19 protein-coding genes are annotated in these 24,880 nt (G+C 55.5%); 11 read left to right on the top strand and 8 right to left on the bottom strand.

Features of this window, described 5'->3' with window-relative positions; translation table 11 throughout:
* The first annotated feature begins 197 nt into the window (after window positions 1–197).
* The 6 genes from ACPPVR_RS27875 (at window position 198) to ACPPVR_RS27850 (ending at window position 6,378) form a co-directional block, all read left to right on the top strand.
* Window positions 198–479, top strand: a complete 282-nt coding sequence (locus ACPPVR_RS27875) for a hypothetical protein (protein ID WP_426609764.1) — start codon at window positions 198–200, stop codon at window positions 477–479.
* A 487-nt stretch (window positions 480–966) separates the two neighbouring features.
* Entirely contained in the window at window positions 967–1,407 is a 441-nt protein-coding gene (locus tag ACPPVR_RS27870) for a hypothetical protein (protein WP_426609763.1), read from the top strand.
* A 310-nt stretch (window positions 1,408–1,717) separates the two neighbouring features.
* A complete protein-coding gene (locus tag ACPPVR_RS27865; protein WP_426609762.1) occupies window positions 1,718–1,960 on the top strand; it encodes a hypothetical protein in 243 nt (80 codons plus the stop codon).
* 337 nt (window positions 1,961–2,297) lie between these two features.
* Entirely contained in the window at window positions 2,298–3,047 is a 750-nt protein-coding gene (locus tag ACPPVR_RS27860; protein WP_426609761.1) for a hypothetical protein, read from the top strand.
* Window positions 3,048–3,288: 241 nt separating this feature from the next.
* Window positions 3,289–3,513: a hypothetical protein gene (locus tag ACPPVR_RS27855; protein ID WP_426609760.1), complete on the top strand. Its 225-nt coding sequence runs from the start codon at window positions 3,289–3,291 to the stop codon at window positions 3,511–3,513.
* 2,106 nt (window positions 3,514–5,619) lie between these two features.
* Window positions 5,620–6,378, top strand: coding sequence for an SEC-C metal-binding domain-containing protein (locus ACPPVR_RS27850; RefSeq protein WP_426609759.1), 759 nt, complete (start codon window positions 5,620–5,622; stop codon window positions 6,376–6,378).
* A 382-nt stretch (window positions 6,379–6,760) separates the two neighbouring features.
* On the opposite strand, the gene ACPPVR_RS27845 is transcribed toward ACPPVR_RS27850, so the two are convergent.
* Window positions 6,761–6,994: a hypothetical protein gene (locus ACPPVR_RS27845; RefSeq protein ID WP_426609758.1), complete on the bottom strand. Its 234-nt coding sequence runs from the start codon at window positions 6,992–6,994 to the stop codon at window positions 6,761–6,763.
* 2,197 nt (window positions 6,995–9,191) lie between these two features.
* Window positions 9,192–9,860, bottom strand: a complete 669-nt coding sequence (locus ACPPVR_RS27840) for an NYN domain-containing protein (RefSeq protein WP_426609757.1) — start codon at window positions 9,858–9,860, stop codon at window positions 9,192–9,194.
* 1,601 nt (window positions 9,861–11,461) lie between these two features.
* On the opposite strand from ACPPVR_RS27840, the gene ACPPVR_RS27835 reads away from it, so the two are divergent.
* Window positions 11,462–11,935 (top strand): hypothetical protein, encoded by a 474-nt coding sequence (locus ACPPVR_RS27835; RefSeq protein ID WP_426609756.1) that lies wholly within the window; start codon window positions 11,462–11,464, stop codon window positions 11,933–11,935.
* A 277-nt stretch (window positions 11,936–12,212) separates the two neighbouring features.
* Here the strand turns inward: ACPPVR_RS27835 and ACPPVR_RS27830 are convergent, their stop codons facing one another.
* The gene (locus tag ACPPVR_RS27830) at window positions 12,213–13,667 is read right to left on the bottom strand and encodes an undecaprenyl-phosphate glucose phosphotransferase (RefSeq protein WP_426609755.1); all 1,455 of its coding nucleotides are present in this window, start codon (window positions 13,665–13,667) and stop codon (window positions 12,213–12,215) included.
* 915 nt (window positions 13,668–14,582) lie between these two features.
* Between ACPPVR_RS27830 and ACPPVR_RS27825 the strand changes: the two genes are divergently transcribed.
* The 3 genes from ACPPVR_RS27825 (at window position 14,583) to ACPPVR_RS27815 (ending at window position 17,443) form a co-directional block, all read left to right on the top strand.
* Window positions 14,583–15,236: a 4'-phosphopantetheinyl transferase family protein gene (locus tag ACPPVR_RS27825; protein ID WP_426609754.1), complete on the top strand. Its 654-nt coding sequence runs from the start codon at window positions 14,583–14,585 to the stop codon at window positions 15,234–15,236.
* A gap of 145 nt (window positions 15,237–15,381) precedes the next feature.
* Complete coding sequence (locus ACPPVR_RS27820; RefSeq protein ID WP_426609753.1) at window positions 15,382–15,969, top strand: polysaccharide biosynthesis/export family protein; 588 nt, start codon at window positions 15,382–15,384, stop codon at window positions 15,967–15,969.
* Window positions 15,970–16,117: 148 nt separating this feature from the next.
* Window positions 16,118–17,443: an outer membrane beta-barrel protein gene (locus ACPPVR_RS27815; protein WP_426609752.1), complete on the top strand. Its 1,326-nt coding sequence runs from the start codon at window positions 16,118–16,120 to the stop codon at window positions 17,441–17,443.
* 97 nt (window positions 17,444–17,540) lie between these two features.
* On the opposite strand, the gene ACPPVR_RS27810 is transcribed toward ACPPVR_RS27815, so the two are convergent.
* Together ACPPVR_RS27810 and ACPPVR_RS27805 are read right to left on the bottom strand one after the other, a co-directional pair.
* On the bottom strand, window positions 17,541–18,353 hold the full coding sequence (locus tag ACPPVR_RS27810) for a CpsD/CapB family tyrosine-protein kinase (RefSeq protein ID WP_426609751.1): 813 nt from the start codon (window positions 18,351–18,353) through the stop codon (window positions 17,541–17,543).
* Between the two features lie 33 nt (window positions 18,354–18,386).
* Entirely contained in the window at window positions 18,387–19,739 is a 1,353-nt protein-coding gene (locus ACPPVR_RS27805) for a hypothetical protein (RefSeq protein WP_426609750.1), read from the bottom strand.
* Between the two features lie 166 nt (window positions 19,740–19,905).
* On the opposite strand from ACPPVR_RS27805, the gene ACPPVR_RS27800 reads away from it, so the two are divergent.
* Entirely contained in the window at window positions 19,906–20,943 is a 1,038-nt protein-coding gene (locus ACPPVR_RS27800) for an ExeA family protein (protein ID WP_426609749.1), read from the top strand.
* Here ACPPVR_RS27800 and ACPPVR_RS27795 read toward each other — a convergent pair.
* The 3 genes from ACPPVR_RS27795 to ACPPVR_RS27785 all read right to left on the bottom strand — a co-directional run bounded on the left by ACPPVR_RS27795 (window position 20,923) and on the right by ACPPVR_RS27785 (window position 24,801).
* Window positions 20,923–22,179, bottom strand: coding sequence for a WecB/TagA/CpsF family glycosyltransferase (locus ACPPVR_RS27795; RefSeq protein ID WP_426609748.1), 1,257 nt, complete (start codon window positions 22,177–22,179; stop codon window positions 20,923–20,925). The genes ACPPVR_RS27800 and ACPPVR_RS27795 overlap by 21 nt on opposite strands.
* 154 nt (window positions 22,180–22,333) lie before the next feature.
* Window positions 22,334–23,080, bottom strand: coding sequence for a thioesterase domain-containing protein (locus tag ACPPVR_RS27790; RefSeq protein ID WP_426609747.1), 747 nt, complete (start codon window positions 23,078–23,080; stop codon window positions 22,334–22,336).
* A gap of 584 nt (window positions 23,081–23,664) precedes the next feature.
* Entirely contained in the window at window positions 23,665–24,801 is a 1,137-nt protein-coding gene (locus ACPPVR_RS27785) for a hypothetical protein (protein ID WP_426609746.1), read from the bottom strand.
* Window positions 24,802–24,880 lie beyond the last annotated feature (79 nt).

The following is a 24,880-nucleotide window of genomic DNA, read 5'->3' as shown; positions in this document are numbered from 1 at the left end:
ATTATACTGCTACGCCGGCCACCGATTTCCAAAGATAGAAACCAGACAAGCTTAAAATCAATAGTTAAAATTTAGAGAAATAATCGATTTAATCTCTGCGGCGAGGTGCAAATAATGCATAATATGTCTAATTCTCTCTAATTATAATGGCGCTGCGCTAGGTCGCAAGGGCCTTTTCAATCGTGCGAGCGGTAGCGATGGTCGACCCTTTGGATGAGGATGTTCGCATTTTAAAGGCGTGGATCGATCAGGCTTGGCGGTATTTGGGGCAACCAATGCTGACCCGTTTTGAGCGACGGGAGATGCGCAATCAAATGAAGGACGCCGACGCGGCGCTGCGTCTCGGTCTTCAGAAATGTGCGGAAAGAGACCGCGGCCAGCGCGAGTGCATCAAAGATCATCACCGCCCCGACTCCATCAACGAGTATCAAAATATGCGTTTGCTCAATATCGACGTAATACCATCCCGACATCCTTGAGTTGCTCTCGATGATAATAGCGAAGACATTTTATTGTCGCGCGTTCTTTCGGGCTGCAGGATGCGTCATCCTCGGTTGCTCCACAACGTGACGCAGCAATCCCCCGCTCGGGAAAGCGGGGCAGCGCTCGTGCTGGGAAATCCCTACGTCCTTGACATGGATGTATCAATCCTGCTCCTCGGGAAGGGCGAGGTTCAAGTAGAAGACGAGGCAGCCCCAGACCAGTACGAAAAGAACAGGAGCACTAACAACGATTACTATAATCCTCATCAGCCGGCTCCGACATCAAACAATGGGTTGCGATGCGTCGCGCACTCGACGTCTGCGACCAGAGAGGCGCGCGCTGGATAGCAATTTAGCTACCGGCGCAGGTAAATGCCGATCAGCCTCTCCGTGCCGCTGTTCATCACAGGCCAAGTATCAAGTATCTCTTCGGACTTATCCGAAAATTGACCAAAGTTACTGCCGACATAAAGATCTGCAGGACTTGATCTGGAAATCAATTAAATTGGCACGCCCGCGAAATATCTGGATCGACCTTGTTTCGAGGCGAAGTTCTATGCGCTCAACGATAGTGCTTCTGCGCATCGCCACGGTCGGGTGGCTAGCCTTTATCATCTTTGCGACGCTGTCTGGGCTGTCTTCGCGTCCCTCACTGGTCGATAGCGAGACGGACCTGATCACAGCAATTGAGCGCTTCTGCGCCTACGGCGTACTCGGCTTCCTTTGCCGACCGTCATTCCCCAATCGGCCAGCGCTCGTCCTCATCTCGATCTCGGGATTTGCCGCAGGTCTCGAGCTCGCGCAATTTCTCGCTCCAGATCGCGATCCGCGTCTGATCGACGCTCTTGAAAAGGGGCTCGGAGGCTTGGCCGGATTTGCGGTCTCATCCTTTGCTGAAAACCTGATCTGCAGCCGGGAGGGCTAAGTAGATCGTGCGGAGCGATAGCAGCATAAATCGTAACCCGCGGCGATGTGGGCCCGCGGCCAGTCGGAGATTGTCGCGCCTTGCGGCTCCGATGCCTCCAAACCAAGAGGCGCTTAACCTTGAGAAGTGAGGTTAAGCCGAGGATCGGATTGAGCCACTCAGGGCGTTGCGGTATCACTATTTCGCCGATAGAGCTGGTCTTCCCCCACCACAATACCCAAGACCACGATTTCAATTGTCGGCACGGACCGCCAGCGATGGCCCCAAGTCTGGCGGCCCCGTCCCTCAGTTTTGCAGCGCGCGGTGTAACATGCAGTTTGAGTGCCTCTCTGACCACTTTATTATTCAGATGTACGAAAGCATCCGCGAGCAGGCGTTTGCCGACACGGTTTCCGGCATTCCCTTGCTCGGGGAGCCGGCCAAGGAGCGCGCAGAAGATTTGCATCAGGAGATCGAACGACGCGGGCTCTTTTGCGTGCCGATCGAATGGCCTGATAATGGCCAGTCTGGCCGAGTCCCAGTCGCTCGCGACAGTCCAGGCCTGAAAGCTTAATCGTCTCGGTGAAGCATTTCACTGTCTGTGATGAATCCATCCTGTGGCGTGGGTGAGGTTACATTCCAAGAGCAAAGAGATACCTTCCGGCCGCCGAGCGCTACGGCCGGATACCTCGCCATCTCGGTGACCGCTCAGCTTAGCGTCAAAAGATCGATGAAGGAGCTCGGTTCCGCCGTTGCGGACGAAGCGGACGCGTCGTCTTAGCCTCGATATTGAGCATGGTCGGAAAGCAATCAGGATTGTCCGCAAAGGTGCGCGATCTTAGTTGTCCCGAACGACCGCTCGACGAGCTTTAAAGTCGTATTGGAGTTGCGACTTAAACATATAATAGAGAATGGTTTCAGCCATGCGGTTATCGGGGTTGTTTTTGATAGTCGTCGGGGCGTTGCTCTGCGCCTCCATTGCTTGGGCAACTTTCGGCTTTCTTGCAATGGCGCTTGGCTTGATCTGCTTACAAATTCCAATCAAACAAGTCCCTGTATCGGGCAATGCGGTCCGAGCGAGTGTGGTGTCGCAGCCTCCAAATGAGCAAGTTGCACTTTCTACAACTCAGAGTTCGACGATCGCTACCGCTGCGGCAAGCGGCGCTTCGAAGGCGAGTTTCGACTGGGACACCTTGGTCGCCCGAGACGAAGATCTGGCAAGTGTTGAACGTCTTCTGTCGTGCTATGGGGCAATTTACGTGGATCAGCTGCGTGCATTATACGCCGTTTTCAATAATAAGGCGCTTCTGCCGTCAATCTTGAGCTTGATCGTCGAGTCGGCCAGGCACGAGTCGGGCCGGACGGCTAGCGCGCTGGCCGGAACGTCAGCCCGGGAAGGGTGCAAACAAGGTACTACAGTTCCTATGAGGATCGAACGGCCAACTGAGGCTGTCGATTCGAAGGTGGCTCCCTTCGCGTCGCGAAACTCGACTGCAAGTCCTTCAAGCGGCGAGGGGATGCTTCTGCCTCATTCGGATGATTTACATGACGCGGAGGTCGCCTCCCTGGAAGTGGCGGGTGAAGCAAGCGCGACCGCCGATGTCGAAGATGTCGTTAGCCTCACCATTATTTTTGACCAGATAAGTCGCAACAAGCATTGAATGCGGTCGCCCGTCACGGTGCGGGCGACGAGCGCCCCATTCTCTCCGTACACCTACCAAATCCAACTCGCATTTTGGCTATTCCGTAGGATATTGAGCTTACGTGTTCAGAATTTCTTAGCCGGGACGGCGCAGCGTTGAGAGCGTGACCGGCTAATCCATTATCTCGCGGAACTGTGTGTAGGCATCTTCGTCTATTCTTCGTTCCTCCATCATCAATCTCGATTCTGAAGGTCAGAAAATGAGTTACGGCGACGCAGGTGGGTTGCTCGAGTTGGAGGGGGAAATTGCAAAACAGAAGCAGCGCGTCGAAGATCAAGAAGTGCTGATTTCTGTGCTTGAACACGATGGCCACGATGTCTCTGAGCAAGAAGCCGCGCTTCGCGTCGAGCGGGCCAGCCTCGCTCTCAAAATTGTTCAGCAGATCAAATTGATGGCGAGCAATTCGAGTAACGTTTTGGCATAGGGCCCGTAATACGACCTCGAGCGTGGTCGAAGCTTCTGCTGTCGGTTCGTTGCGGTCAGCGGACGCATAGCCAGCACGCGAGGTCAGGAGAGCGAGCGCTGCCGCGTTTATAGCTTTCAGCTTCGTGAGGCCTATTCGCTGTAGCCTTTGTCAAACTTTCGGCTATGTCTCCAGACGACATGTTTGGAAAAATATCGTCACTTGAAACTACCAGGGACCGCACCTGAGAGTTCGTACGTCCGCCACGATTCAGCTAGGGGCTACTCGTCAAAAGGGAACAATCGATCGTCCTCGGGCAGGACGGAATAGGCGTAATAGACCAGCGCCGCTGCTGCCGCGAGGATGGAAAGAAGTGCCATTGCGATCCACCACATATCGATCAGCCGCTCTTCTTCGGGGGCTTTAGCGACGTATTACCTTGCTGAGCAAGTTCTTCGACCAGCAGCACAACGGCCCTTCGCGTGCCAGGGCTCTTAATCTCCGCGAACGCATTTATCAGTCGAAGCATCTCGCGATCGTTCTCGTGACCCGACACAACGCACTCCGCAAATACTTCCGATACATTTGTATATTGTCTATTGCGATTACTGCGCGAACGCACAATCGAGCATTGAAATTAACCTAACGGGTAAAGGTTACTCGCGGTCCGGCTTTGAGTACTTCATCGGTCTCTGCAGCGGATCTCGCGGGGAGGCGCATATTCCCGCCGCGCGGCTCTGGTTATATTGACGATTACTGCGTCAAAGCCCTTAGTGAGGGCCTCTTTCACGTGCTTGTCCTGTCGTTGCTTGAGATGCGCCGTGGGTGGGACGCTACAGGCAAGGCGACTTCTAACCGATGGCCCTCGTCAGGGAGTTGGTCCGCGGGGCAAGTAAACGCCTTCAATATGCTCGGCGCAGGGTAGGAGCGGCGAATTGCACGAGGGAAGCAATGTTCCACGGCTTGCATGGAGGCCAACGCTACATACACCCGAACGACCGAACCAATGCACAGGCCAATGCGGTCGGCGGTAGGCCGCCCGGACCTTGGGGCTGTTATCGTCGACAGGGGCGCAATTAGTTGACCAATGTTGCCTCCATTCGTTGGGGCAAACCAATACTCGCGAGCAATTCGCGATTCGATCAAAAATCGACCGCCGACGAAAGTTGCATTGCAGGAGCAATAAATACTAGAGATTGAGCGCAAACTACAACGAGCGCGGCCATATCAAAAATGGCGCATTCGGCCAGACAATCGAGACGATGTGGGGCGCAGGAGTGCCTATTGGACCGATTCCAAGCGATTATGCCGGAGCGGCTGTGTTACAACTGCTCGCCTCTACGATGAAACTAGGTTTCTTTGTGCTTGCGACCTTTGTACGCCGTCGTTGTTGGGATTCAGTCTCTGCAAGCGCAACGATTCGGCGAAGCTCTTGAACCTCTTGAAAGAGTTTCTTCAGCCCTTGATTCTGCTTGGAGAAGAGACGCGGCCGCAAGCCGTTAAAGTCCATCGAAACCCCCTCACAAAACAAACCGTAAAAATTATAGTATCAATCTACGATACCCGAGTGTCTAGACGGCTGAAACAGCTGAACCGAAATTTAATAAAGATGAACATGGGTGTTTTGGGGCCGATCCGCCCGACAGACCACCCGCGGGTCGCAGGAGCGTGACCTTACTCTGATCTGCGTGCGCGATGGCTGGCCAAACAGTTGCTTTCACACCTATTCAACGTCACCTCTGGCCTGCTCACCAGAGCTGTACTCCGCGCAAACTTTATTCTCTCTGGAAGTAGGTCCAGATCGTATGGCGGTACGGGGGCCAGCGTTGCCTCTCAAGGCCAATGTGTTCACCTTCCTGAAAAACCCGACCTTAGGCTGGCTCGAATTATCCTTCCCAGTTGGTTCGCTTGATCTCGATTTGGCTGCGGATAGCGAGTTGGTCTTGTGTATTTCGCCCATCGTAGATCTGCCCTGGCGGTGTCGCCCGGTCGTTCTAAGCCGGCCGGCTTGCAGCGGTTCGACCATCCTTTAAATGCTTGCGGTCCCCGGGCTGTTGCACTTGAATGCTAGCATTGGTTCTATTGATTTTAACCGTGCATTGATCAATCTCATTCCGGGGATCGATAATGGTGGAAGACATTTTCGCTCAATTGGCTGCTATTCGGCAATCTCTTGAGGCTGAGCTGAAAAGCGAGTCCGACACAATCATGCACGATGCAAACGGCATCGACCAGGCTCCGACGATTGAACATGCTGATGTCCGAACAGAAGATGAACCGACAAAGCGGAACGCCCCTTGTCCGTGTGGCTCAGGCAAACGGTTTAAGCATTGCCACGGGCAACACGGGTCTTCGCTGGAGAGGGAGGAACCGCCGCTACCGCACCAGATTACGTTTGACACGGCTGTCGAAATTTCCAGCGTACAGACCAGCAACGTTGGATCGTTGCCGGTCGACATTGGTCCTGCCCCGCGACTCAGCTCGCTAGGCGAGTCAGATCAACGTAATTTTGAAAAGACTGAATTTCTCCATCTTCAGATGAGGCCGACTTTGGGAGAAGACGAGACTGGGCAGTCCACAGAACGCGAGACATTGCCCATACAAGGGTCCGCACCCAGGCAGGCGTTGGAAGCGACGTTCAGCGAAGGTAAGGAATCCAAAGCAATAGCGATGATTGTCGCTGGTCATGTGAAACTTAAGAACCGCCGCGCTTTGGCCGACCTCCTCGCTCACCGGCGCAAGATGCTGGACGAGCTCCAGGCGGTCTCGGGCATCAATCCCGCAAGCGTGGTTCGAACCGTCCTGGAGGAAATTGCCCTCATTGAAGCTGCGCTTGAGGAGCTTGAGCCACCGCCTGGCACGCTGCCGGAGAATGAGTGGGCGTAAGAATGTAACACTCCCGATTTCGGTCTGCGAAAAGGCAGCCGCGGGGTATCCAGTGTAAGTTGCAGAACTGCAGAGTCTCCGCAAGTTATTCTTTGTAGTCGAACGCTCGACCCGGAGCGCGGCGGCAATCTGCAGTGTCGTGGCCACCAATCCGCCTATGATTGCAGTTGCCGCGAGTTCTCACGCGATTCTTTGCCGGGTTCCGATCCCGGAACTCTAGGGATCGTTAGCCTCGTCCGCGTGATGTTTAGATGACGCCCCGATTCCCGCCGCCAGCATAGCGAGAACCGGAGGGGGCGCGGCGGGGCAATTCAAGACGCGATGGTGGTGTAGGCCGGTTCGATGTCGGCACTGGCGGAAACTCTTCGGACCTTCGAGCTCATCAATAGGTGCTGCCCCGACCGCGCGATTTGAGCGGATCAGCGCTCGCGCTGTTCGGCGCGATGTTGTCGTTGTGTGGCAAAAGGCCGGCCTTTCTCTCGGCCGCCTCCACTGCGGTGCGTAGGGCCTGCAACTGAGCCATCGCGTCGCGAATTTCTAAATCCGTTAGCCTGTTCGGTTTCGTACGAAAAGGAAGTCTCATAGTGCACCATTCAAATTGAGTGAGAATGATCATGCGCAAAGGCACCGGACGGTGCAACGGAACTTCAAAATTAAGCTTGAGGGGTATCGTTACTTTATGCGGTGTCGAACATATCATCTGGCGATAGGTGGAAGGCTGACGGTTGGATCGTCGCTCAAGGGCGCGATGGCTTCCTGCGTCATGCAATGAGCGGGCCGCGCCGCAAGCTTCCGCCGGCTGAAATCCGTTGTTCAGGCCGCGTTAATCGGCGCGGTCGGAAACTGGAAACCGTAAGCCAGCTGCGTATTGTTCTCACATCTGTCAAATTGCGGTCTGTTGAGGAATGCCGCGCGGAACCCCATTCATTTTAGGAGCGCTTATGAAGAAGCCAACTTCGCCCTCGCAAAATCAAAGAATCGATTTGCCGATCTCGATGAGATCCTGCCAGGGATCAAAAGCAGAGACCGCTCGAAATGCGGTTCATCCCTTCAGCGAGCGCAAGATAACCCCTAGCCTAGTGGCCCGACTTCCGGCTCTCCTGCACCGACCTCGTCACAGCCTGTAGCGAAATAAGCCCTGAGACGATCATCAATGAACCTTCCCAGTCGCATCGAGACCAATGCTAGGAGACTAACGCGCGAGGGTAAGTTGGGTCACGCGGGTGCAGCAAACGTCGGCCAAAGGCCGAGAAGGCGCCTCTGGCCTGCCCGGGCCATTTGGGCCGCGGCATGCGTCGTGGCAATGCTTGGATGGACGAGCGCGCTAGCATGGGCGTGCTGGAAGATGCTCGGCTGGCTCGCAATCTTCGGGTGAGACGGTCTGCTGGCTTCAGAACCAAATCTGCGACAGCTTGATCGCCACGCAGATGATCATTCCCCACAGCGCGATGTTGATTTGTATTGTTCTGACCATAGCCACCTGCAGGATCATCCGCTTGCTGCGTGGGCCTCTACAATGGCAACACAATGTCAATGATTCGATAAAGTTCCTCATTTAACCGGCTTGTGCAGCGCACTTACAAGAGGTTTCAACGGATTTCGCGCGTCAATTTCCGTCTTCCTTTCAGTCGAAGGGGCGTACTACGCGGGTCTCATGTCGCGAAGACCGTGAAGCCGCTGTCGTCGTGAACGCCGAAACCGCCGTTCGACCCGCTGACGCTCGGATTAATGATTCGGGCAGTTAGTTGTGGGGGCGCCCCCATCGTTTCGTCCGCCCTTTCGACTTCCAGAAAGGCAGATTCGCCGCCGCCTGCTGGCGCCGGGCTCGGGCAATTCAACCGGCTTCCAGCGGCGTCTGAAGGGTATCGCCGACCGAATGCGAAGGACGCACGATCACGCAACTTAGCCGTGCTGAGTCCGATGCTTAGCTAAGCACTCGTCCTTGGATTCTTGGGCGGATTATCTTTCTGCGCGACTTCTTCGATCAGCAAAATAATTGCGCGGCGCGTGCTTAAGCTCTTGATCTCCCTGAACGCGGAGACCAACCGAAGTATCTCGCGATCGGTATCGGAAACAGACATTGCCAGTCCTTGGAATGCCAAGGCCGCAGAAGGATGGCTGCTGCTGCCTGTGCATTTTGGTCAAAATATGCCGGATAAAAAATGTCTAAGTTTGATGCAGCCACCCGGGTTGAAAAATTTTACAGGGCGAAATCGGTCAAATTCAATTTAAATCTCGCGGCGCTGCAACAGAACTGATGATTTGCTTAACATGCGTCGAGACGGTGAGGGGAGGCAGAGCCTGGGACGGCTGCGCGGCGTACCCGCGCCAGGATCGGTCGCCGTAACACGTGGATACGTCTTCGTTTTAGGACGGACATGTCGACGGAGATATCTGAATAGCACGTCATGCCGACTCCAGCGGCGGCACGACAAGAATGTATGCGCGTTCGTTGAGAGTTCCACAATCGTAAACCGCATGCGCGTTTTTCGTAGCCCGGCGGCACGCTTGCTCTGCGGCTCCTGGCGTTGTGTTATTTGACGTCCATCCTTTCGCCTATTACGTGGAGCAGCACAAAGATAGAATAGAAAGCGAAGAACCAAGCCCGTTCAGTCTTCTCGTCGAACTCGTGGTCTGGCTCTGGATCAACACCGAACAGGGGGGCGTGGGTGGGAGAGGGCGTGTGCGCTTCGCGGCTTGCGCAAGCAGGCGTCGGATTGGGCTTTCGCGGGCAATCGTTTTGCGATCCTGGTTGCGAGCATCAGCGGGAATTTACCCACTTGGATGTTTCCACGTCTCAGCCGAATTTAAATTTAACGTGGAGGTCCTTTCCGATGTCCACGTAAAGCATCGCTCCGTTGGCTCTCGCCAAGCCGGTCCTGATGATCGTCTTGCAAGAACCTCGGAAGACGAGCGGCACGATCGTCCCGCTCACGCGGGGCGAGGCGTTCGGACGGGTCGCGGCCGAGCTTGGATTGCAGCTCGACGAGATCGGTGAAGACGTCGGCCTGGCGGCGCAGCTCGTCGGCGATCATCGGCGGCTGGCTGGCGATCGTGGAGATCACGGTGACCCGCACGCCGCGGCGCTGCACGGCCTCGACAAGGGAGCGGAAGTCGCCGTCACCCGAGAACAGCACCATCTGGTCGATGTGCTCGGCAAGCTCCATGGCGTCCACGGCAAGCTCGATGTCCATGTTGCCCTTGACCTTGCGGCGGCCGAAGGCGTCGATGAACTCCTTGGTCGCCTTGGTGACGACGGAGTAGCCGTTGTAGTCCAGCCAGTCGATCAACGGACGGATCGAGGAGTATTCCTGATCCTCGATGATCGCTGAGTAGTAAAAGGCCCGCAACAGCGTCCCGCGGCTCTGAAACTCCTTCAGCAGTCGCTTGTAGTCGATGTCGAAGCCCAGAGTTTTCGCCGTGGCGTAAAGATTGGCCCCGTCGATGAAGAGCGCGATCTTGTTGGTGGGAAAAGGCGACATTAGAGTCAGGCTTTCGCGTAGCGCGGGTTGCAGGTGGCGGCGCTAGCCCTGCTGGTGCGACAATTCGGAATGCTTTCCATCAAAAACTGCTACCTAAGGTCGCGCCATCCAGCTGCTCCTCAATCGGTACTGACGGAATATCATTGGGTAGAACCGTGATCGTCAAACAAGCGTTGAAGCCGATAGCTTGCGCCAGCCGGCGACGGTAGGATTAAATAGAAACCGCTACTGTCCCGCAATTATTTTTCCGCTCGAATTTCTCATTCCCATAGGGAGAATTGCGGTTGATTTAAAGACCCGTTGGTACGGTTTGACGCGCTCGCTGGCAAGTACGCAATGGTGCAACATTGGTCACCAAGCCCGAGCGCCTCAACACCAAGGACAAGCGGCGGACCGAGGTGGCCGGCATCTTTCCCACGCCGACCTCCGCCCCATCAGCGCGATCCTGCTCGAGGAGAACTATAAATGGCCCGGCAGCGCGCCCGTTGCACGACGCTGGAAGCCATGGGGTCATAGTGCGATGTTCTAACCGTCAGGCTTCCGCCAATCGCCGCATGACCTGACCAGCCCCAGCCCGTGAGGGTGCACCGCTGGCAGCTACACTACGCTCAGGGACACGGATCTTCTCCAACTGTGTTGCTCGAGGCAGAAGCGATGATCGAAAGTTGTTACAAGGGCACTCTGAAGAGCCTTAACCTTCACCATCAAGCTTAACTTCCGAGCTTGATTGCGTGATCCGGGCGCCGGAGTAAATTGCCTCCCGGACAGTCACATCGCTCCCGTCCGGGCCACCCCAAGACGAAGCTGGCAAGCGATCATACTCCGCTCGCCGGCTTTGTTCAGCTCTTAGAGGGCGGATAGCCAATGCAAAGGCTTCATCTTTCACTGATCGGACTTGCCGCGACCGTGGCCGCAATCGTTGTGATTGCGCACTTTACGATCGGGGGATGACTCTTCGCGCAGTGCGAACCGTCCGAGCAGCTTTTGACGCGTCCGGACAATGCGCTCAACCGCAGCGTACTTGCAGGATTGAGTTTTACTCTGTAGAGCGCTGCAGAAAATGAGATTTCAAGAATGCGGACTTTGGTAATTTGGGTCTCCGGACTGATCGTTAGTGCTGCTGTTGGCGACACGGTCGGAAAACTTGTAGATCAGCCTTATGCCGTTAATCGATCAATTCTTGGCTTGCTCGCTGGCATATCTGTATTCGCGTGTGCACGCCTCTGGATCGTCCAATCAAACGAGGACTGCAACCGGGACTAACCGCTCGTAATTCCCCGGACGTGCTGAAGTTTTACCTGTCGAACAGCGCCCGGATGGAGCCTCGAAGGATTACTCAGCGCTTGGATGCCGGAAAGCGACCCTGTATCGCTCGAACAGGAGCCGCGGAACAGTCTCCGCAGCAGACGCGCCGCGCTTCAAGGAGGCGAGGAGAGCATTCTTTTCTTATCTACTGCGTGAACCTTTTTCTTGGCTTTCATGCGCCAGTGAGGTTCATTAATTGGGGGGATGATGGAACTTACCGGCGCGCCGCTCTGCCGTGTCACTCCGGTCCGAACTTTCGAGCCCCGCTCTGCGCGATCAGCCTCAGGCAATGAGCAATGAGCTTCAAGAAATGGGTGATGCAGCGTCGTGCCCTCAGGTTCGTAGGCGAATCGCAGCCCGGCGCCGCAGCAAAAGAGCGTTATCAGGGGACCGTGCTGTCTGTGGTGAAATTTCTTCACACGCAGCGCGCGCCAGCGGGTGACGTAAGGCTGGTCCTCAAAACTGGCGAGGCAAACATTAAAGCCCTCGGCTACATCTATGGATTTACCGACGCGGCTTTCCAAATTGCTGGTATGGACATCGGAAGCGAATACGGAGTAAGCGCGCTCGTAGCAGTCATTTCAGAGTTTGACAGGCCAAACGCTGACATACTGTGGCATCGATTGAAATGTCCTGGTGATGCGCGGGCACTGATGGATGGCGTAAGGATGGGATTTGACGATTACTGCCAGTTGGCGGAAAGCGAGAAAACACCCGGTCAACTTATCCTCAGATGGGAGGACTGTTTTACGATGCGAAATCCCAACTAGCGGGCCATGCGACGTTTATCGCCGATTGCATGCTCATCTGCAGAGCCATTGGGTAAAGATACTTTGACTTCTACGACTTGTTCGACCTGATTGCTTATGGAAGCGTTGTACGCGACCGTAGTCATCGAGCGTTTCTTGGGCCGAATCTGCCATTCCGCCTCGCCGGCGTTTCAAATTACCTTTTGCTCGTTTGTAGTTGGCTCGATAACAAACTTGGTTCTTCGATCCCAGGACGGATAGCGAGTTCACTACCACGTCGACAACTGTCACGGTTGTCTTAATAGGCATTTCGCTTGCCCAGCACTTCGACAATAGTCTTGATCAATATCAAAAAGTCGAGCTTGAGGCTCCAGTTGTCGATGTACCAGAGGTCTAGCCTTACTCGCGCTGACATCTGTTCGATTTCAGGAGTCTCCCCCCGTGCGCCGTTACATTGAGCCCAGCCGGTAATTCCTGGCTTGACGTGGTGCCGGAGGGCGTAGTCCCTCAAGAGTTTTTCAAAGTGATTGTCGTGCGCCAAGGCATGAGGGCGGGGGCCTACCAGCGACATTTCCCCTCTGAGTACGTTAAATAGCTGCGGTAGCTCGTCGATACTCAGCGAGCGTAGCGTTCGTCCAATTTCTGTGATCCGTGGATCTTCGCGAGTTGCCTGGGAAACAACGGAACCATTTTCTTGAACCGTCATGGTCCTAAATTTGAATATGACGAAGTGGTTTCCGTTGTATCCCTTCCGATGCTGTCTGAAGATTATGGGGCCGGGACTGTCGAGCTTGATTGCAGCCGCGGTGATGGCCATAATTGGCGCGAAGAATACGAGCGCTAATGTCGCGAACAGAATGTCAAGCATGCGCTTCAGCAAGCGCTCACGATCATTCAACGGGGCATTCTGAATGTTGACTGTGAGCGCCCGAATTCTATCGAGCGACATTGCGCCCGAAAGTGTTTGGACGTTTTTATCCGGTAGCAGGCGAACGGCTACGGGGAGCGTCTTGACCCGACTGCGCACAAATTCGATGCGCTCTGTATCTGCCCAGGGGAGGGCCAGCAGAATCTCGCGGCAACTGCTGTTCCTAATGAAATCGGCAATTGAGCAGATAGTACCGATGTCCTCGTCGATGCCTGACAACGGACTTGGCGCATTTAGCACAAAGCGCTTGATCTCTGCCGTGCCGAAGTAGGGCAGCAAGTGCTCTAGCCCCTGCATCTCGTCCAGTACGCCGAGCATAACGGTGCGGCGTTGACCGATGGTTCGGCGAGATATTGCGCTCGCGACGGTCAACTTGGCGACCTTCCTTAGTACGACCAACGCCAGCAGTCCGAACGAAGAGAAACTTAGGAATGATCCGCGGGAATAGTCCGCGCCAACTTTGAAGATCAGTGCGGCAAATGCGAGCAACAACACGGTCGTACACCAGCAGGCGAGAATTTCGCCAATCTCTACTCGCCCCGCGCCGCCGTTAGGCAATCTGTAGAAGCCTCGACCGCTCATTCGAAGGACGTAAATTATGCCAGCGAGGGATCCGACGGCATAATATGGGAGCAAGCTGGGGACTGAATTGCCCGCAGCAAACTGGTATGCGAGCCCGCCGATCAAGCTTGACAGCAAGACGGTCACGAAGTCGATCGTCGACAAAATATATGGAATGGCATCAATCGAGATGCCGAAATTCAGCGGAGGCGATGTCGCAAACCCATTGCGGCTGTCGCTAATGTCTGACGCTTTCGTCAACATAACGCCCGATTTATAAAATGACCAGATACTGCTTATTTAATGTCGAGGTATTTGATTTATTAAAAATTAGTAAATGATAACCATACTTGGTCAAATGGCGCAATCGGTTTTTTGCTCCGGCGCGCGGCGTTTCCAGTAAGATTGTCCGCCAGGGATGCTTAAACTAGTTCTTCGTTATACTTCCATCGGTATGAAGGGTGACGCTGACCCTGTCGCCATTCATCTCGGCTTTGCCCCTCCAAGTCCCTTCCGCGTCCTTTCGCAACTGTTCGACCTTCAAGTAACCTTCGGCTTCGATGGCCGCACGGGCCTGGTCGGCGGTCATTGCGCGGGCATGCTGAGTCGACGATGCAGCCGCCGGTTGCGGTTGCGGTTGCGGTTGCGGCTGAGGAACTGTGGAAGCCGGCGTCGCGGTCTGCGAACAGGGCGCGTCGACCGCAGAATAGCAAGGATTGCCGGGAGCCTTTGCCGAGAAACAGGGACTGGTAGGGTTGGAGGGGTTGCAGGGGCTGTTTGGGCTGGTGGAGGAGGAGGACGGCAATGACGGGCTTGTCGCAGCTGCGGACCGATTGGTGCGCGTTGTTTGACCGTTCGCTTGACCGTTGGAAGCGAGGCATAGGATGGACAGAAGAAAGACGCTGCCCAGAGTTTGCATCGAAAGGCGAAATTGGCTGGAATTGATTGCTTGAGTACGATTCTTCGATTTAATTTGCTGCCTAACAATCATGCGGAACTCCCATTGTTGCGCGCCGTACAGAAGCCGAGGACATCGCAACGAAATCCAAAGCGCCAAAATTGAACGTGAATCCAAGCAACGAGCACCGGACCAAGTTTACCAGTCTAGGCACATTGCCCAGGGATGAGGTGCGTGTTTGGCACTCTACCTTGGACCTTCCGCCGGCGTGTCTTGCCGGGATGTACCAATCACTCTCTGCTGACGAGCGGGAGCGTGTGGGTCGATTTCGTCGTATCGCGGACGCTAAGCGTAGCATTATAGGTCGCGGATACCTGCGGGTTTTGCTGGGGTGGGCGATCGGTTTGCGTGCCGAGGAATTGCAATTTGAGTATGACGAGTTCGGTAAACCCAGTCTAGCGGCTAGCTATGGCTCCGAATTGCAGTTTAGCGTTTCGCATTCGGGAAATCTTGTGCTCATAGCCCTTGCGAGGGGTCGATCCGTTGGTGTCGATGTCGAGATGGTCCGGACGAACATAGATGTCACCGATCTAGCGAACCGGTTTTTCTCGACGGCGGAGTCGGAGAAGTTGGCGGCTCTGACCGGGCCGGTTCTTTACGAGGCGTTTTTTGCTTGTTGGACTCGAAAGGAAGCATACGTTAAGGCCATGGGGCGAGGTATTTCATTACCTCTAGATAATTTCGAAGTTTCCTTACTACCTGGAGAGACGCCAGGCCTCCTGGCAACCAAGCCCGATCCGACCGAGGCTAGCCGATGGAAGGTTCTTGCATTGAATGTGGGGCAAGACCATCAGGCCGCGCTGATCGCGGCTGGACAGGAGTGGCGTCTCACTTGTGAAATGTTAGAAGGCGCTGAATTCTCGAATTCGACGTAGATCTTTGCTGCGACAATGTGGCGGTGGGATTGAAGGTTTCCGTATGTGACTAAACGGACACAGATTTGGGCCCGCGAACCGGGTAGGGTTGCAGCCTGAGCCTACGCTATTCGGGCATATTTGCGAAAATTTACGAGCAGGGCCGATGCTGTCCAAATATTTGAAACTGGCGGTTGTAGTTGTTGGGGCCCTCCAATTGGCCGGATGCTACACTGATTACGGCCCTGTTGAGGTTGAGACCCAACCGGTGAGGCCATCGTTGGGAGCTGGGGTTGCATCCAGCTTACGTCCTGGTGAGCGGATAAAGGTCACCATATACGGCGAAGAATCGCTCACGGGTGAATACGATATCAACCCTGGCGGCAGCGTTTCGATGCCTTTAGTCGGTGCCATAAGAGCTGCGGGACGGTCCCAGGTCGAACTAGGTCGTGAGATTGCAGCGAAATATCGCAGCGGCGGCTTCCTGCAGGACCCCAAGGTCAACGTGGCGGTCGTCCAGTTCAGGCCTTTCTACGTGTTGGGCGAGGCGGCGACACCTGGCGAGTACCCGTTCCGAAGTGGTCTCACCGTTCATTCCGCCGTCGCAATGGCGGGCGGATTTACCTACCGGGCGAGCAAGTCAGTAGTCCTCATTAGGCACCTCGGCGACGATATATGGAAAGAATATCCTCTGTCGGAACCGGTCGTCATTGCTCCGGGGGACACCGTTCGGATTCCGGAAAGATATTTCTGAAGTTCCGGACCGCGTTGCTCGCTCTTTTTGAAGCTCGAGGGATGGCTTCCGGAATTCAATGCGCCACCTAGGTTTCATCCAACTCCGAAAGGTAGCTGCCTCTTTTGCGTGGACTGCGACCGTTTGCTTCCTGTTGATTTCGTCATGCTTGGCCCAGGAGCCGCCGCTGGATGTTCCGACGGTCAAGAGGCTTGCGGCAAGGGATCCAACCGCCGTCACGGTCAACGACTGGCTGCTCTATCCCACGTTGCGCGTCTATTCGCTGTATTCGGATAATCTGTTCCAGGCTCCCCGAAATGGCATAGCATCGCCTGGGGTCGGCGTTACGCCGGGCCTCGTCGCGATCTGGACCAATGGAATTCACACGACGACACTTTACGGAAATCTCGATCGCCAAGTTTATCCGGACGCCAACGAGGTCAATACTCTGGATGGACGGGCTGGCTTTTCGCAAAGATACGAGGCCATGCGGGATCTGAGCTTCACGGTCGACGCTAACTACGTTCGTCGGACTTGGAGCTCAAGTCTGCAGAGCGCGATCCAGGTACCCCAGACTGCTCCGACTTCCACTGTTCTGCCAAACGGCGATACGCGTCTGCCAAATGGAACGATCGTTTCCCCGACAGGTCAGGTGGTCGGGCAATCGGCTCCGGCACCCGGTAGTGTCCTTCCGTTGCTGGTGAATCCAAGCAACCGTTACGCCGGGACGTTCACGGTGGAGAAGCTTTTCAATAGGGGCATCCTAACCCTGTCGGGATCCGCTGCGCGGATTGAATATGAAGGGCAGGGTCTGCCGAACAACTCCAGCAGAACCTTTACCGAACACGCGGGGTTTTGGCTTGGCCCACTGCTTTACATCTATTCAGAAGGTGTTGTCGGCAACGTGGCACTTGACGCAACGCCGACGTCGACGCCCGCTTCAACGACCTCGCACCGCGCTGTCGGCGGACTTGGAACGAGCCGGATCGGCCTCTTTCGTCTTTCGGCGTATTACGGTCATCAGGGCTCCGATAGCTCCAGCATCGGTGGGCACGCCACAGCGGGCGGGGACGTCTATGGAGGTCGTATCAGCTACGAACCATTTCGCCAGTGGACCCTTACCGGAACTGTCGACATAACGAACAACATCGCGTCGAGTTCAGCCACGACTGATCTAGCTCTTTCCCTTCCCGGCGTTGTCGCGGTCCAGATACCGACTACAGCATCGACCCGGATCGCATCTACCTCAGTGCAATCCAGCTATGAGATCAGCCAACTGTGGTTCGCCGATTGTTTGGTGTCGTACAGCCGCATCCAATATGTCGACGGCAGCAGACTGGACAATTCCTGGATATTCAACGGAACGCTTCGGTATGACATTCGGCGTGATACGTCTCTTACTTGGGAATATCGATACACCAATCTTCAATCCAATACGCCCCTGGTGGGCTTTAAGAGCAACTACGTCTCGATGGGGGCGCTCTACAAGTTCTGACCGCCAGCGGGTTGGAAGCTCGTTGCATCGTCTTTCGCGAGCAGAATTCAAGCGACCTGGCGGCGAGCGCCGTTTCACCCATCGTCGCGAACTCTGCTTAGTAGTAATAGCCGTGCGTTGTGGCCAAGGGAGCCTTGTTCACGACAACACGAACCATGTCCGTCGCCTGCAGATACTTCTTGCACTGCTCGATCTCCGAAACCTTCGAGGTGCCGACGGCTGCGACAAGGAGGACGCAGTCGATGTGTGGCAGGATCGAGATTACGTCATGTCCCGTCAGCAGGGGAGGCAAGTCGAGTACGACGATCTGCGTCTGTCCGTGACGAGCGAGCCCGTCCAGGAACTTTGTTGTTGCGCTCGACGCGACCAGATCAGATGGATTCGAGCTCGATCCGGTCGGCATCACCTCCAGATTGCTGCTCCCTGCGCGCACGTTGACAGTTGCATTGTCCGCATCTAAGCGCCCCTCCAGGACGTCAGTAACTCCTTCTGTTGCTCTCAGATTCAGAGTGCGCCCGACCTGCGGCCTGCGAAGGTCGAAATCCAACAGTGACACCTGGCGTTCCGGCACCCGGGCCATGCTGAGAGCCAGATTTATGGCCATAAAGGTCTTCCCGCATCCCGGTGTGGGAGACGTTATCGCCAACGTCTTCCAGCCCTTGAGGTCCATCGCGCGCAGGACTTCGGTTCGCAGAATGTCAAATGGCAGTGAACGGGGATCCTGTCCATCATGAGCAACGATCCTGCGCGATTGAAGGAAGGCAGATTCGAGTTTGACCTCCCGAAGCGATCTCTTTCGCTCCGCCGGCCGATCGTCGGCTGCTCGGTTCCTCATGGGTTCAAGTCTGGGAGCGCTGCGCAACTCCGACTCTATTTTGGCGCGCTCAACCGCCTGGCGAATGTCTTCCATTCGATCTCTCCTGCTATCGCAATCCCGAAAGAACTAGTGGCCGGCTAGCGCCCGCAGATGGAGCCAAGCCTTCGGTGAGTCGATCGGCAAATGGAGAACGATTGCGGCCGCAAGCCCGGCGAGTATCGCCAGAAGTATCAGTACGCAGAAGGCGCCGAAAACGAACCGCGCGCGCGCGCGAATGACGTCACCTGATGTTTGTATATACGGGATGGAAGTGGTGAGCGACGCCGGAACCAGCCCCGCCAGTGCCTCCGGACCACGAATGGACCCGTTGAGGAATTCGGCCATCAATGCGGAGCCAATGCCCAGTGCCAGGGCCGCAGCGAAGGCACTTGCGACCGTCTTCAGTCTGTTCGACTTGAGAGGCTTCTGTGGCAACGTTGGCGTCTCGATCACCTGCAGTCGCTCCGACTGTTGATCCCGATTCATCTTTTCGGTGAGACGCGCGGTCGCTAGCTTGGAATTGGCTTCCGAAAGCCGCTTTTCGATCGCCTCGCGCTGCCGCTTCAGCGCGTCCATATCGTCGACTGGAGAAGGTCTGGATTGCGCTGCCGCTGGCGGAGGCTCCTGAACGGTCTTCTCCATGAGCGCTATTCTCTTTTTTAGAGACACCACAGCGGGGTGTGCATCTGAATACACCGACATCTTCTGAGCCAACTCGGCTCGGAGGGTGCCTAGCGCGGCGAGCTGCGATCTCTGCTGTTCCGATATCGTTGGCAGGACGTCAGACGGTCGCTGGGCCGCGTCGATAATCCGTGCTTGCGTGTCCTCCAGCTTGTTCTCGAGGTCCCTTGCTTCGTCCGTCAGGATCTTGACGGCCTCCGCCGCCTGATTACCTCTGGCGCGATCGTCCTCGCTCACGATCAAGCTGACCAGCTCGTTTGCGACGTCCATTGCAAGGTTTGGATCTGGGTATTCGAACCCGACTGTAAACGCGACGGTGAGGGCGCTCATTCGCACCTGTGCATCCGCCACGACAGGTTTAAACTGAAGATTGCTGCGCATCGATTCGAGAACGTCGGCGCTGTCAGGAAAAAGTCCGAACTTTTTGGCGATGGCCAGAAGTTTGTCGCGGGTGATGACCCGCTGTTGAAGGAGCTGGACACGCTCAAGCGCGGTCACGCTGGAGACAGGCTTGACAATGTCCGGCGCGAGGAGCTGGGCCTCAAGCAAGATCTTGCCTTCGGATGCATAGTTAGGCTTCTGGATTGCGGCAAAAAGCATGCCGCCTATAGCGATCAACCCAAATGGGAGCAGGAAGAAAAAAAACCTGCGCTTAAAAACATCAAGAAATCGGCTAAGATTTAAGCTTGACCCCTGGTCAGGGCCAAAGGCAGGCTCGTCAGAAGCGAAGGGTTGATGCGAGCCAACAGACTGAAGCACGGCGTGAACCTCGGATGAAAATCAGTTTGCCCCCATCAATTCGTCGCCTGCTTTTGAGGCGACGCATTGCCCCGCACGCTCTATCGAATTTATAAATCCTCTCGAATTTAAGAACAAGCGAAAAATCATCCATGATTAACGCGACATATTCCCCCATGCATGTGGAGTGAATGGAACCGGTGTTTATGAATTCGCGAGGCGACGATTCTCTTCGAGCCTGCCGCGAATATTAATCAACGAGGCTAAGAAGGTTTCACTTTGGAGCGGCCTTGGTCTATTCGTTTTAACCGGCAATCATGCCGCGTCCTTGAAGGCCCTGCGGATGTATGAGTCGTTTTACGGGCTTCGAGAGAAGCCTTTCTCCATCTTGCCTGACCCGGATTTGATCTACTGGGGTGAGAACCACCGATTTGCGTTTGCCATGCTCGAGTTCGGGGTGATGAACAGTGCTGGCTTTACGGTGGTCACCGGTGAGGTCGGATGTGGAAAGACGACATTGGTGCGGTACCTCTTGCGGCGGCTCGATGATCACGTCACCGCCTGCGTCATCTCAAACACTCCGCGCCCTCAAGACGGCTTCCTGCCGTGGTTGATGATGTCTCTCGACCTGCCGTTCGAAGGGGCCTATCCGTCGCTGTTCAAGCAGTTCCATAAGTTTCTTTTGGACCAGTTTGCCGGAGGTCGTCGAACAATTCTCATTGTCGATGAGGCTCAGAACCTTGGAATGGATGCACTCGAAGAGCTTCGAATGCTTTCGAACGTCAACACGGACAAGCGGCAATTCTTGCAGGTCATTCTCGTCGGACAACCGCAATTGAGGGACACACTGCGTGCGCCGCAGTTACTTCAGTTCGCGCAACGAATCTCGTCCGACTTTCACCTCAAGCCTATGAATACCGACGAAGTTGCCGAGTACATCAATTTTCGTTTGCGATCCGTGGGGTCTAGCGACCGATTGTTTGTGGATGAAGCCTGCAAAATTATCGGTGAAGTCAGCCGGGGAGTGCCGCGCACGATAAACGTTCTGTGTGATACAGCTTTGGTCTACGGCTATGCTGCGCAGGCCAAGCTGATCACAGCCGAAATTGTGGATTCGGTAATCAGAAACAAGGAGCAGTTTGGCGTCGTTCCATTTGGGCTGGAACTGGCCCAGGAGGGTCCACCTGGGGCGGCCGAGATCAACTCACGATCCGGCATTCGATGATAGCAGGTATCCGAGTTCAGTCAGCTGAAAGACACGTCGGATTGCTGGCGTTACCCCAGTAAACAGCAGTTTGGCTTTCCGGTTGGTCAGTTCCTTGTGCAGCATCATCAGCATGCCGAAGAACCGCGCATCGATGGTCTGCGTGCGCGAAAGATCGATGATGATATCGCGATTGGTGGCCAAGGCTTCGCCGAACAGCTTCGATGCGCGGGAGACATGCATCTGCAAAGCGGATCCAGACAAGCCGAACTCGATCGACCCGTCGTCCTCCCGAAGTTTTGCGATCAACAATTCCTGAGGCCATAGTCTCTGGCTAAGCTGATGCCATCTGTTCAATGCCGCTAAAGGCAAAATGCGGGTGAACAACAGCCGCAGCAGAACAAGACCGTCGTGCCGATAGCGCTTCCAGAGATACCGCTCCTCTTTGATGCGCCACAACCATTCGAAGCCGCAGGCGCGCACGATCGGGGGAGCCCGCTTGATTACCCCCGCCTGGAAACCAATTGCCGCCCCCAGATGGGCGCGTATCGGTATCTTCAAACGATGATGATTCCGTTGCAGCCACAATTGCCCCTTCTTTGCGCCGAGGGACACAACCAGGAAATCGGCGCCGCTCGAATTCACCGCGTTGATGATATTGTCGGCGCTGAGTTCGTCGACCTCGCCGAAGCCCGGATCCATCGTCCCAAGGCATCTCGGTTCGCTGGAGTCGGCGTTAAATGCTTTCGCAGCTGCGGCGGCAACACCTGTCGCGCCTCCAAACAGGAATAACGAGAGCCTGTGCGCTCCCGTCGCCTTAGCCCTGAGGCGGTCAAGGAGATCGGCGCCTGACGCCCTTTCCCGGAGCGGCAGGCCGATAAGCCGCGCAATCCAGATGATCGGCATGCCGTCTGGAGGGCACAGATCACTATCAAGGAGCGATTGTCTAAACTCCGGATCCGAAAGGCTGTGGACGAGAAAATTGAGATTTGGAGTGGACACCAGACAGGTCACGCGCTCAACCGCCGCGCGCTCTAATCTGCGTACAACTGCGGGGAGATCGACGGCATCGATCGGCAAACCCAAGATGCAGTAGACTTCACGCGAAAGATTGGACGGCAATGGCGCAACGGCATCGGCCGGGAGTGCTGAACTGGCGCCGCCTGTTGCAGCTCCCACGGCCGGACTTGCTCCGACCGGCAATAATCTGTGCCGGTCAAACCCACTCGGCAGTTGCGCTAAGTTCAAGCCCGTCATTGCAACCGGTGAATCCTAAAAATTAGTTTAATAAATATTCAATTGCGTCAATATATTCCAGATTAAAATCGATTGCCAGTGGTATTTTGGATTCGGTTTTTGTCTCTCACCGCATGCGCTTCTAGCGGAATTAAACCGAGACAAATTACCGAATTTAAGGGGTCCTGTCCGTACTTGAGATCGGTGCGGCAGCGAGATGGGGCGAGATTCTCTCTACTAGGCCGCGAACAAACGGCTCGTCCTTGATCGTGCCGTGATCACCGTCGATGAAATACAGGTCGATGCCCGAAGGGGCACATTCGTCCCACCCGACCGTGCAATCGTTGAGCTTTCTGTCGAGTAAATCTTCCGTTCGGATCAAGATAAACCTTCTTGGATACGGGGAAGGGACGTAAGTTTTGTTCGCTGCAATCGAAGCGACGGTTTGCATGCCTTTTGGAATGGGCCGGCCAGCCAGGCGAAATCCGGACTGGGTAAGTCGCCAGCCGACCGACCTGGCTTTATTGATAGCGAACTCGGCTAGGTGGGACATCATTTTACTTACCCCACCAGCTTTGAAAGCTCGTCGGTACTTTCCAAGACGATCGATGACGCGCAACGCCTTGTAGCGAGCCCTCTCCGGTCCGGTCAACGTATCAAGGAATTGTGGGTGCCAAATATCGAATAGGGCGAGGAAGCTAACGTCCTGACCTTCGGCAATCAACCGACGGCCCATTTCGTATGCGACGAGACCAAATGTTGAGTAGCCACAGAACTGATACGGTCCCTGCGGCTGCAATTTTCGTATCTCGGGGAGGAAGCGGTCGGCGAGCTGTTCCACGGTTGGGTAGTGAACTTGATCGTCCACATTCGGCCACCAGATTTCGTAGACGGGTTGATCGCTCGGCAGTGCCGCAGCCAAATCGCCCGCGCCGGGCGGTCCAGGAAAAAAACAAATGAGGGGAGGTCGATTCCCCGATGTTCGAAGTGGGCGAAGATAAAGACCTTCCGTTCGACTACATAACTTGGCGATGGTGTCGCCGTCGCCAATGCATTCAGATCGGGCATTTGAGCTATAACTCGAAGATGGTGGTGACGGTGAGCACTCCCCGGCCGGCTTGTGGTTTTTCGTAATGGAAGATGGGGTGTTCATTCGCGCGTACGCACAGTCGTTGCCGGAACCTGTTCTCGACGACATGGTATTGAATAACATCACAATGCTCTTCCGTGAGTTTCTCTACCAACGCAATAAATTCAATTTAGAAAACTAGCAAAAACGACATTTGGAAAGATACAATCTCGAATCGGGCGCGTAAAGCGCGGGTGGCCCGTTGAGCTAAAGTATGCTGAATGCGCCGCTTTGCTAAAATATCATGATTAATCTGACCCCGAGCAGCCATCGCGAACCTTAGGCTCGCAGCGGAGAGCCTACGCATACCGTTCCGGGACCGTGAGTGTCTCAAGATCGTGGACGTGGAAGCACGACGGACGGAACCCATTGAAGATTCAGTGCTCCAGAACATCCTGGTGCTTGAGTTCGTCGTAAACGAGCTGGGCTATAATGGCGTGGGCAAGACCGCTGTAGTGACCTCCGCATGGCAGCGGTGAGAGAAGCCATGCCGCAACCCCGGTGTGGTGCTGGGTAAAGTAGTCGCATGCGGATCGGCCATTGCGCGCAGCGAGCATCGTGGGACCAACATCCAGCACCTCAATGTTCCTTGCCCTTAACTCTTGGACGAGAGAGATGTACTCGAACTGGCCGAAATCTGCAGCCTCACGGAAACTTCCGGATACCGGAAGCACGACAATGAGCGGGCGCTGACCGCGCGCGCGCGCCAGTTTTGCGAAAGCCTCGGAGATGGCAACCGCTACGCGCAGAGCGCCCGACGGATCATCCGCTTGATAAAGGCTGCTCCATTCTGCGCGTCCTCGGATGAGGGCGCGTACGCTCGGCATAAGTGCAACGCGCGCGAGCGTCAGTGTGTAGGGAAAGCGTGCGAAGACTGCGCCGTGCCTTGTGCCCGGTAGAAAGTAGGCCCTCGGCAGAAAGGATGAAGGGGTTCGATTCAATGCCACGAACTTGTCCGCATCAAGCTCTGGCAAGGGTATCCAGCTCAGTTGATCAGGAGGGTCGACGACGAAGCGCCCTTTCAGCGCAGTGGGTACCGGCTCCGAGCCCAACCAACCGTCGTATTGACTGACGACATCCATGATCCCGTTGGTATCCAGCCCGAGCAGCGCGAATCGCGAACCGTCGCGGATGCTTTCAAATCGTCGATAAGCCTGATCGATGCCGTAGCCACCAACGGCGTAGTTGACTATTCGACATCCTAGCATGTGCGAAAGGCGTTCGGCCCAGCCTTCGCGAAACGCAACCTCATAGCCGCTGGTGAACGAATCCCCATAAGCGGACCCGCAAGGTTGGCCGTCTCCGAACTCCGGATCTGGTCCGAGTTCCGGTGCGACCAACCCACCGATGTTCCGATCGAGCATCGACGAGCCAGCATCCCAATTGGCGCGCACCTGCTTGAGGTCCGGACGCCATAGGAAGCGGCTGGACTGCGGATAGGTCCGCAACCAACAATAGATGATCGCCGACCCGGCCTCAACGGCCATAGCGACCAGGATGAGAGCTAAGGCCATGGAGCCAAAACTACGCCTGAATGCTCGTATCAAAGCATTGTTACCCCAATGCAATAAGCAAACCGCTTTCCGCGTCAGC

The sequence above is a fragment of the Bradyrhizobium sp. McL0616 genome, assembly GCF_049993385.1.
GTDB lineage: Bacteria > Pseudomonadota > Alphaproteobacteria > Rhizobiales > Xanthobacteraceae > Bradyrhizobium.
The sequence above is the reverse complement of the archived record's forward strand: the minus strand, read 5'-3'. Positions and strand labels throughout refer to the sequence as shown.

Bases quoted from the DNA above. Each gene is read 5' to 3' on its own strand.
- ACPPVR_RS27830 (WP_426609755.1), bottom strand. From the start codon at position 13,667: ATGTTGACGAAAGCGTCAGACATTAGCGACAGCCGCAATGGGTTTGCG.
- ACPPVR_RS27835 (WP_426609756.1), top strand. From the start codon at position 11,462: ATGAGCTTCAAGAAATGGGTGATGCAGCGTCGTGCCCTCAGGTTCGTA.
- ACPPVR_RS27855 (WP_426609760.1), top strand. From the start codon at position 3,289: ATGAGTTACGGCGACGCAGGTGGGTTGCTCGAGTTGGAGGGGGAAATT.
- ACPPVR_RS27860 (WP_426609761.1), top strand. From the start codon at position 2,298: ATGGTTTCAGCCATGCGGTTATCGGGGTTGTTTTTGATAGTCGTCGGG.
- ACPPVR_RS27850 (WP_426609759.1), top strand. From the start codon at position 5,620: ATGGTGGAAGACATTTTCGCTCAATTGGCTGCTATTCGGCAATCTCTT.
- ACPPVR_RS27825 (WP_426609754.1), top strand. From the start codon at position 14,583: ATGTACCAATCACTCTCTGCTGACGAGCGGGAGCGTGTGGGTCGATTT.
- ACPPVR_RS27810 (WP_426609751.1), bottom strand. From the start codon at position 18,353: ATGGAAGACATTCGCCAGGCGGTTGAGCGCGCCAAAATAGAGTCGGAG.
- ACPPVR_RS27820 (WP_426609753.1), top strand. From the start codon at position 15,382: ATGCTGTCCAAATATTTGAAACTGGCGGTTGTAGTTGTTGGGGCCCTC.
- ACPPVR_RS27840 (WP_426609757.1), bottom strand. From the start codon at position 9,860: ATGTCGCCTTTTCCCACCAACAAGATCGCGCTCTTCATCGACGGGGCC.
- ACPPVR_RS27795 (WP_426609748.1), bottom strand. From the start codon at position 22,179: ATGACGGGCTTGAACTTAGCGCAACTGCCGAGTGGGTTTGACCGGCAC.
- ACPPVR_RS27865 (WP_426609762.1), top strand. From the start codon at position 1,718: ATGCAGTTTGAGTGCCTCTCTGACCACTTTATTATTCAGATGTACGAA.
- ACPPVR_RS27785 (WP_426609746.1), bottom strand. From the start codon at position 24,801: ATGGCCTTAGCTCTCATCCTGGTCGCTATGGCCGTTGAGGCCGGGTCG.
- ACPPVR_RS27845 (WP_426609758.1), bottom strand. From the start codon at position 6,994: ATGATCATTCTCACTCAATTTGAATGGTGCACTATGAGACTTCCTTTT.
- ACPPVR_RS27875 (WP_426609764.1), top strand. From the start codon at position 198: ATGGTCGACCCTTTGGATGAGGATGTTCGCATTTTAAAGGCGTGGATC.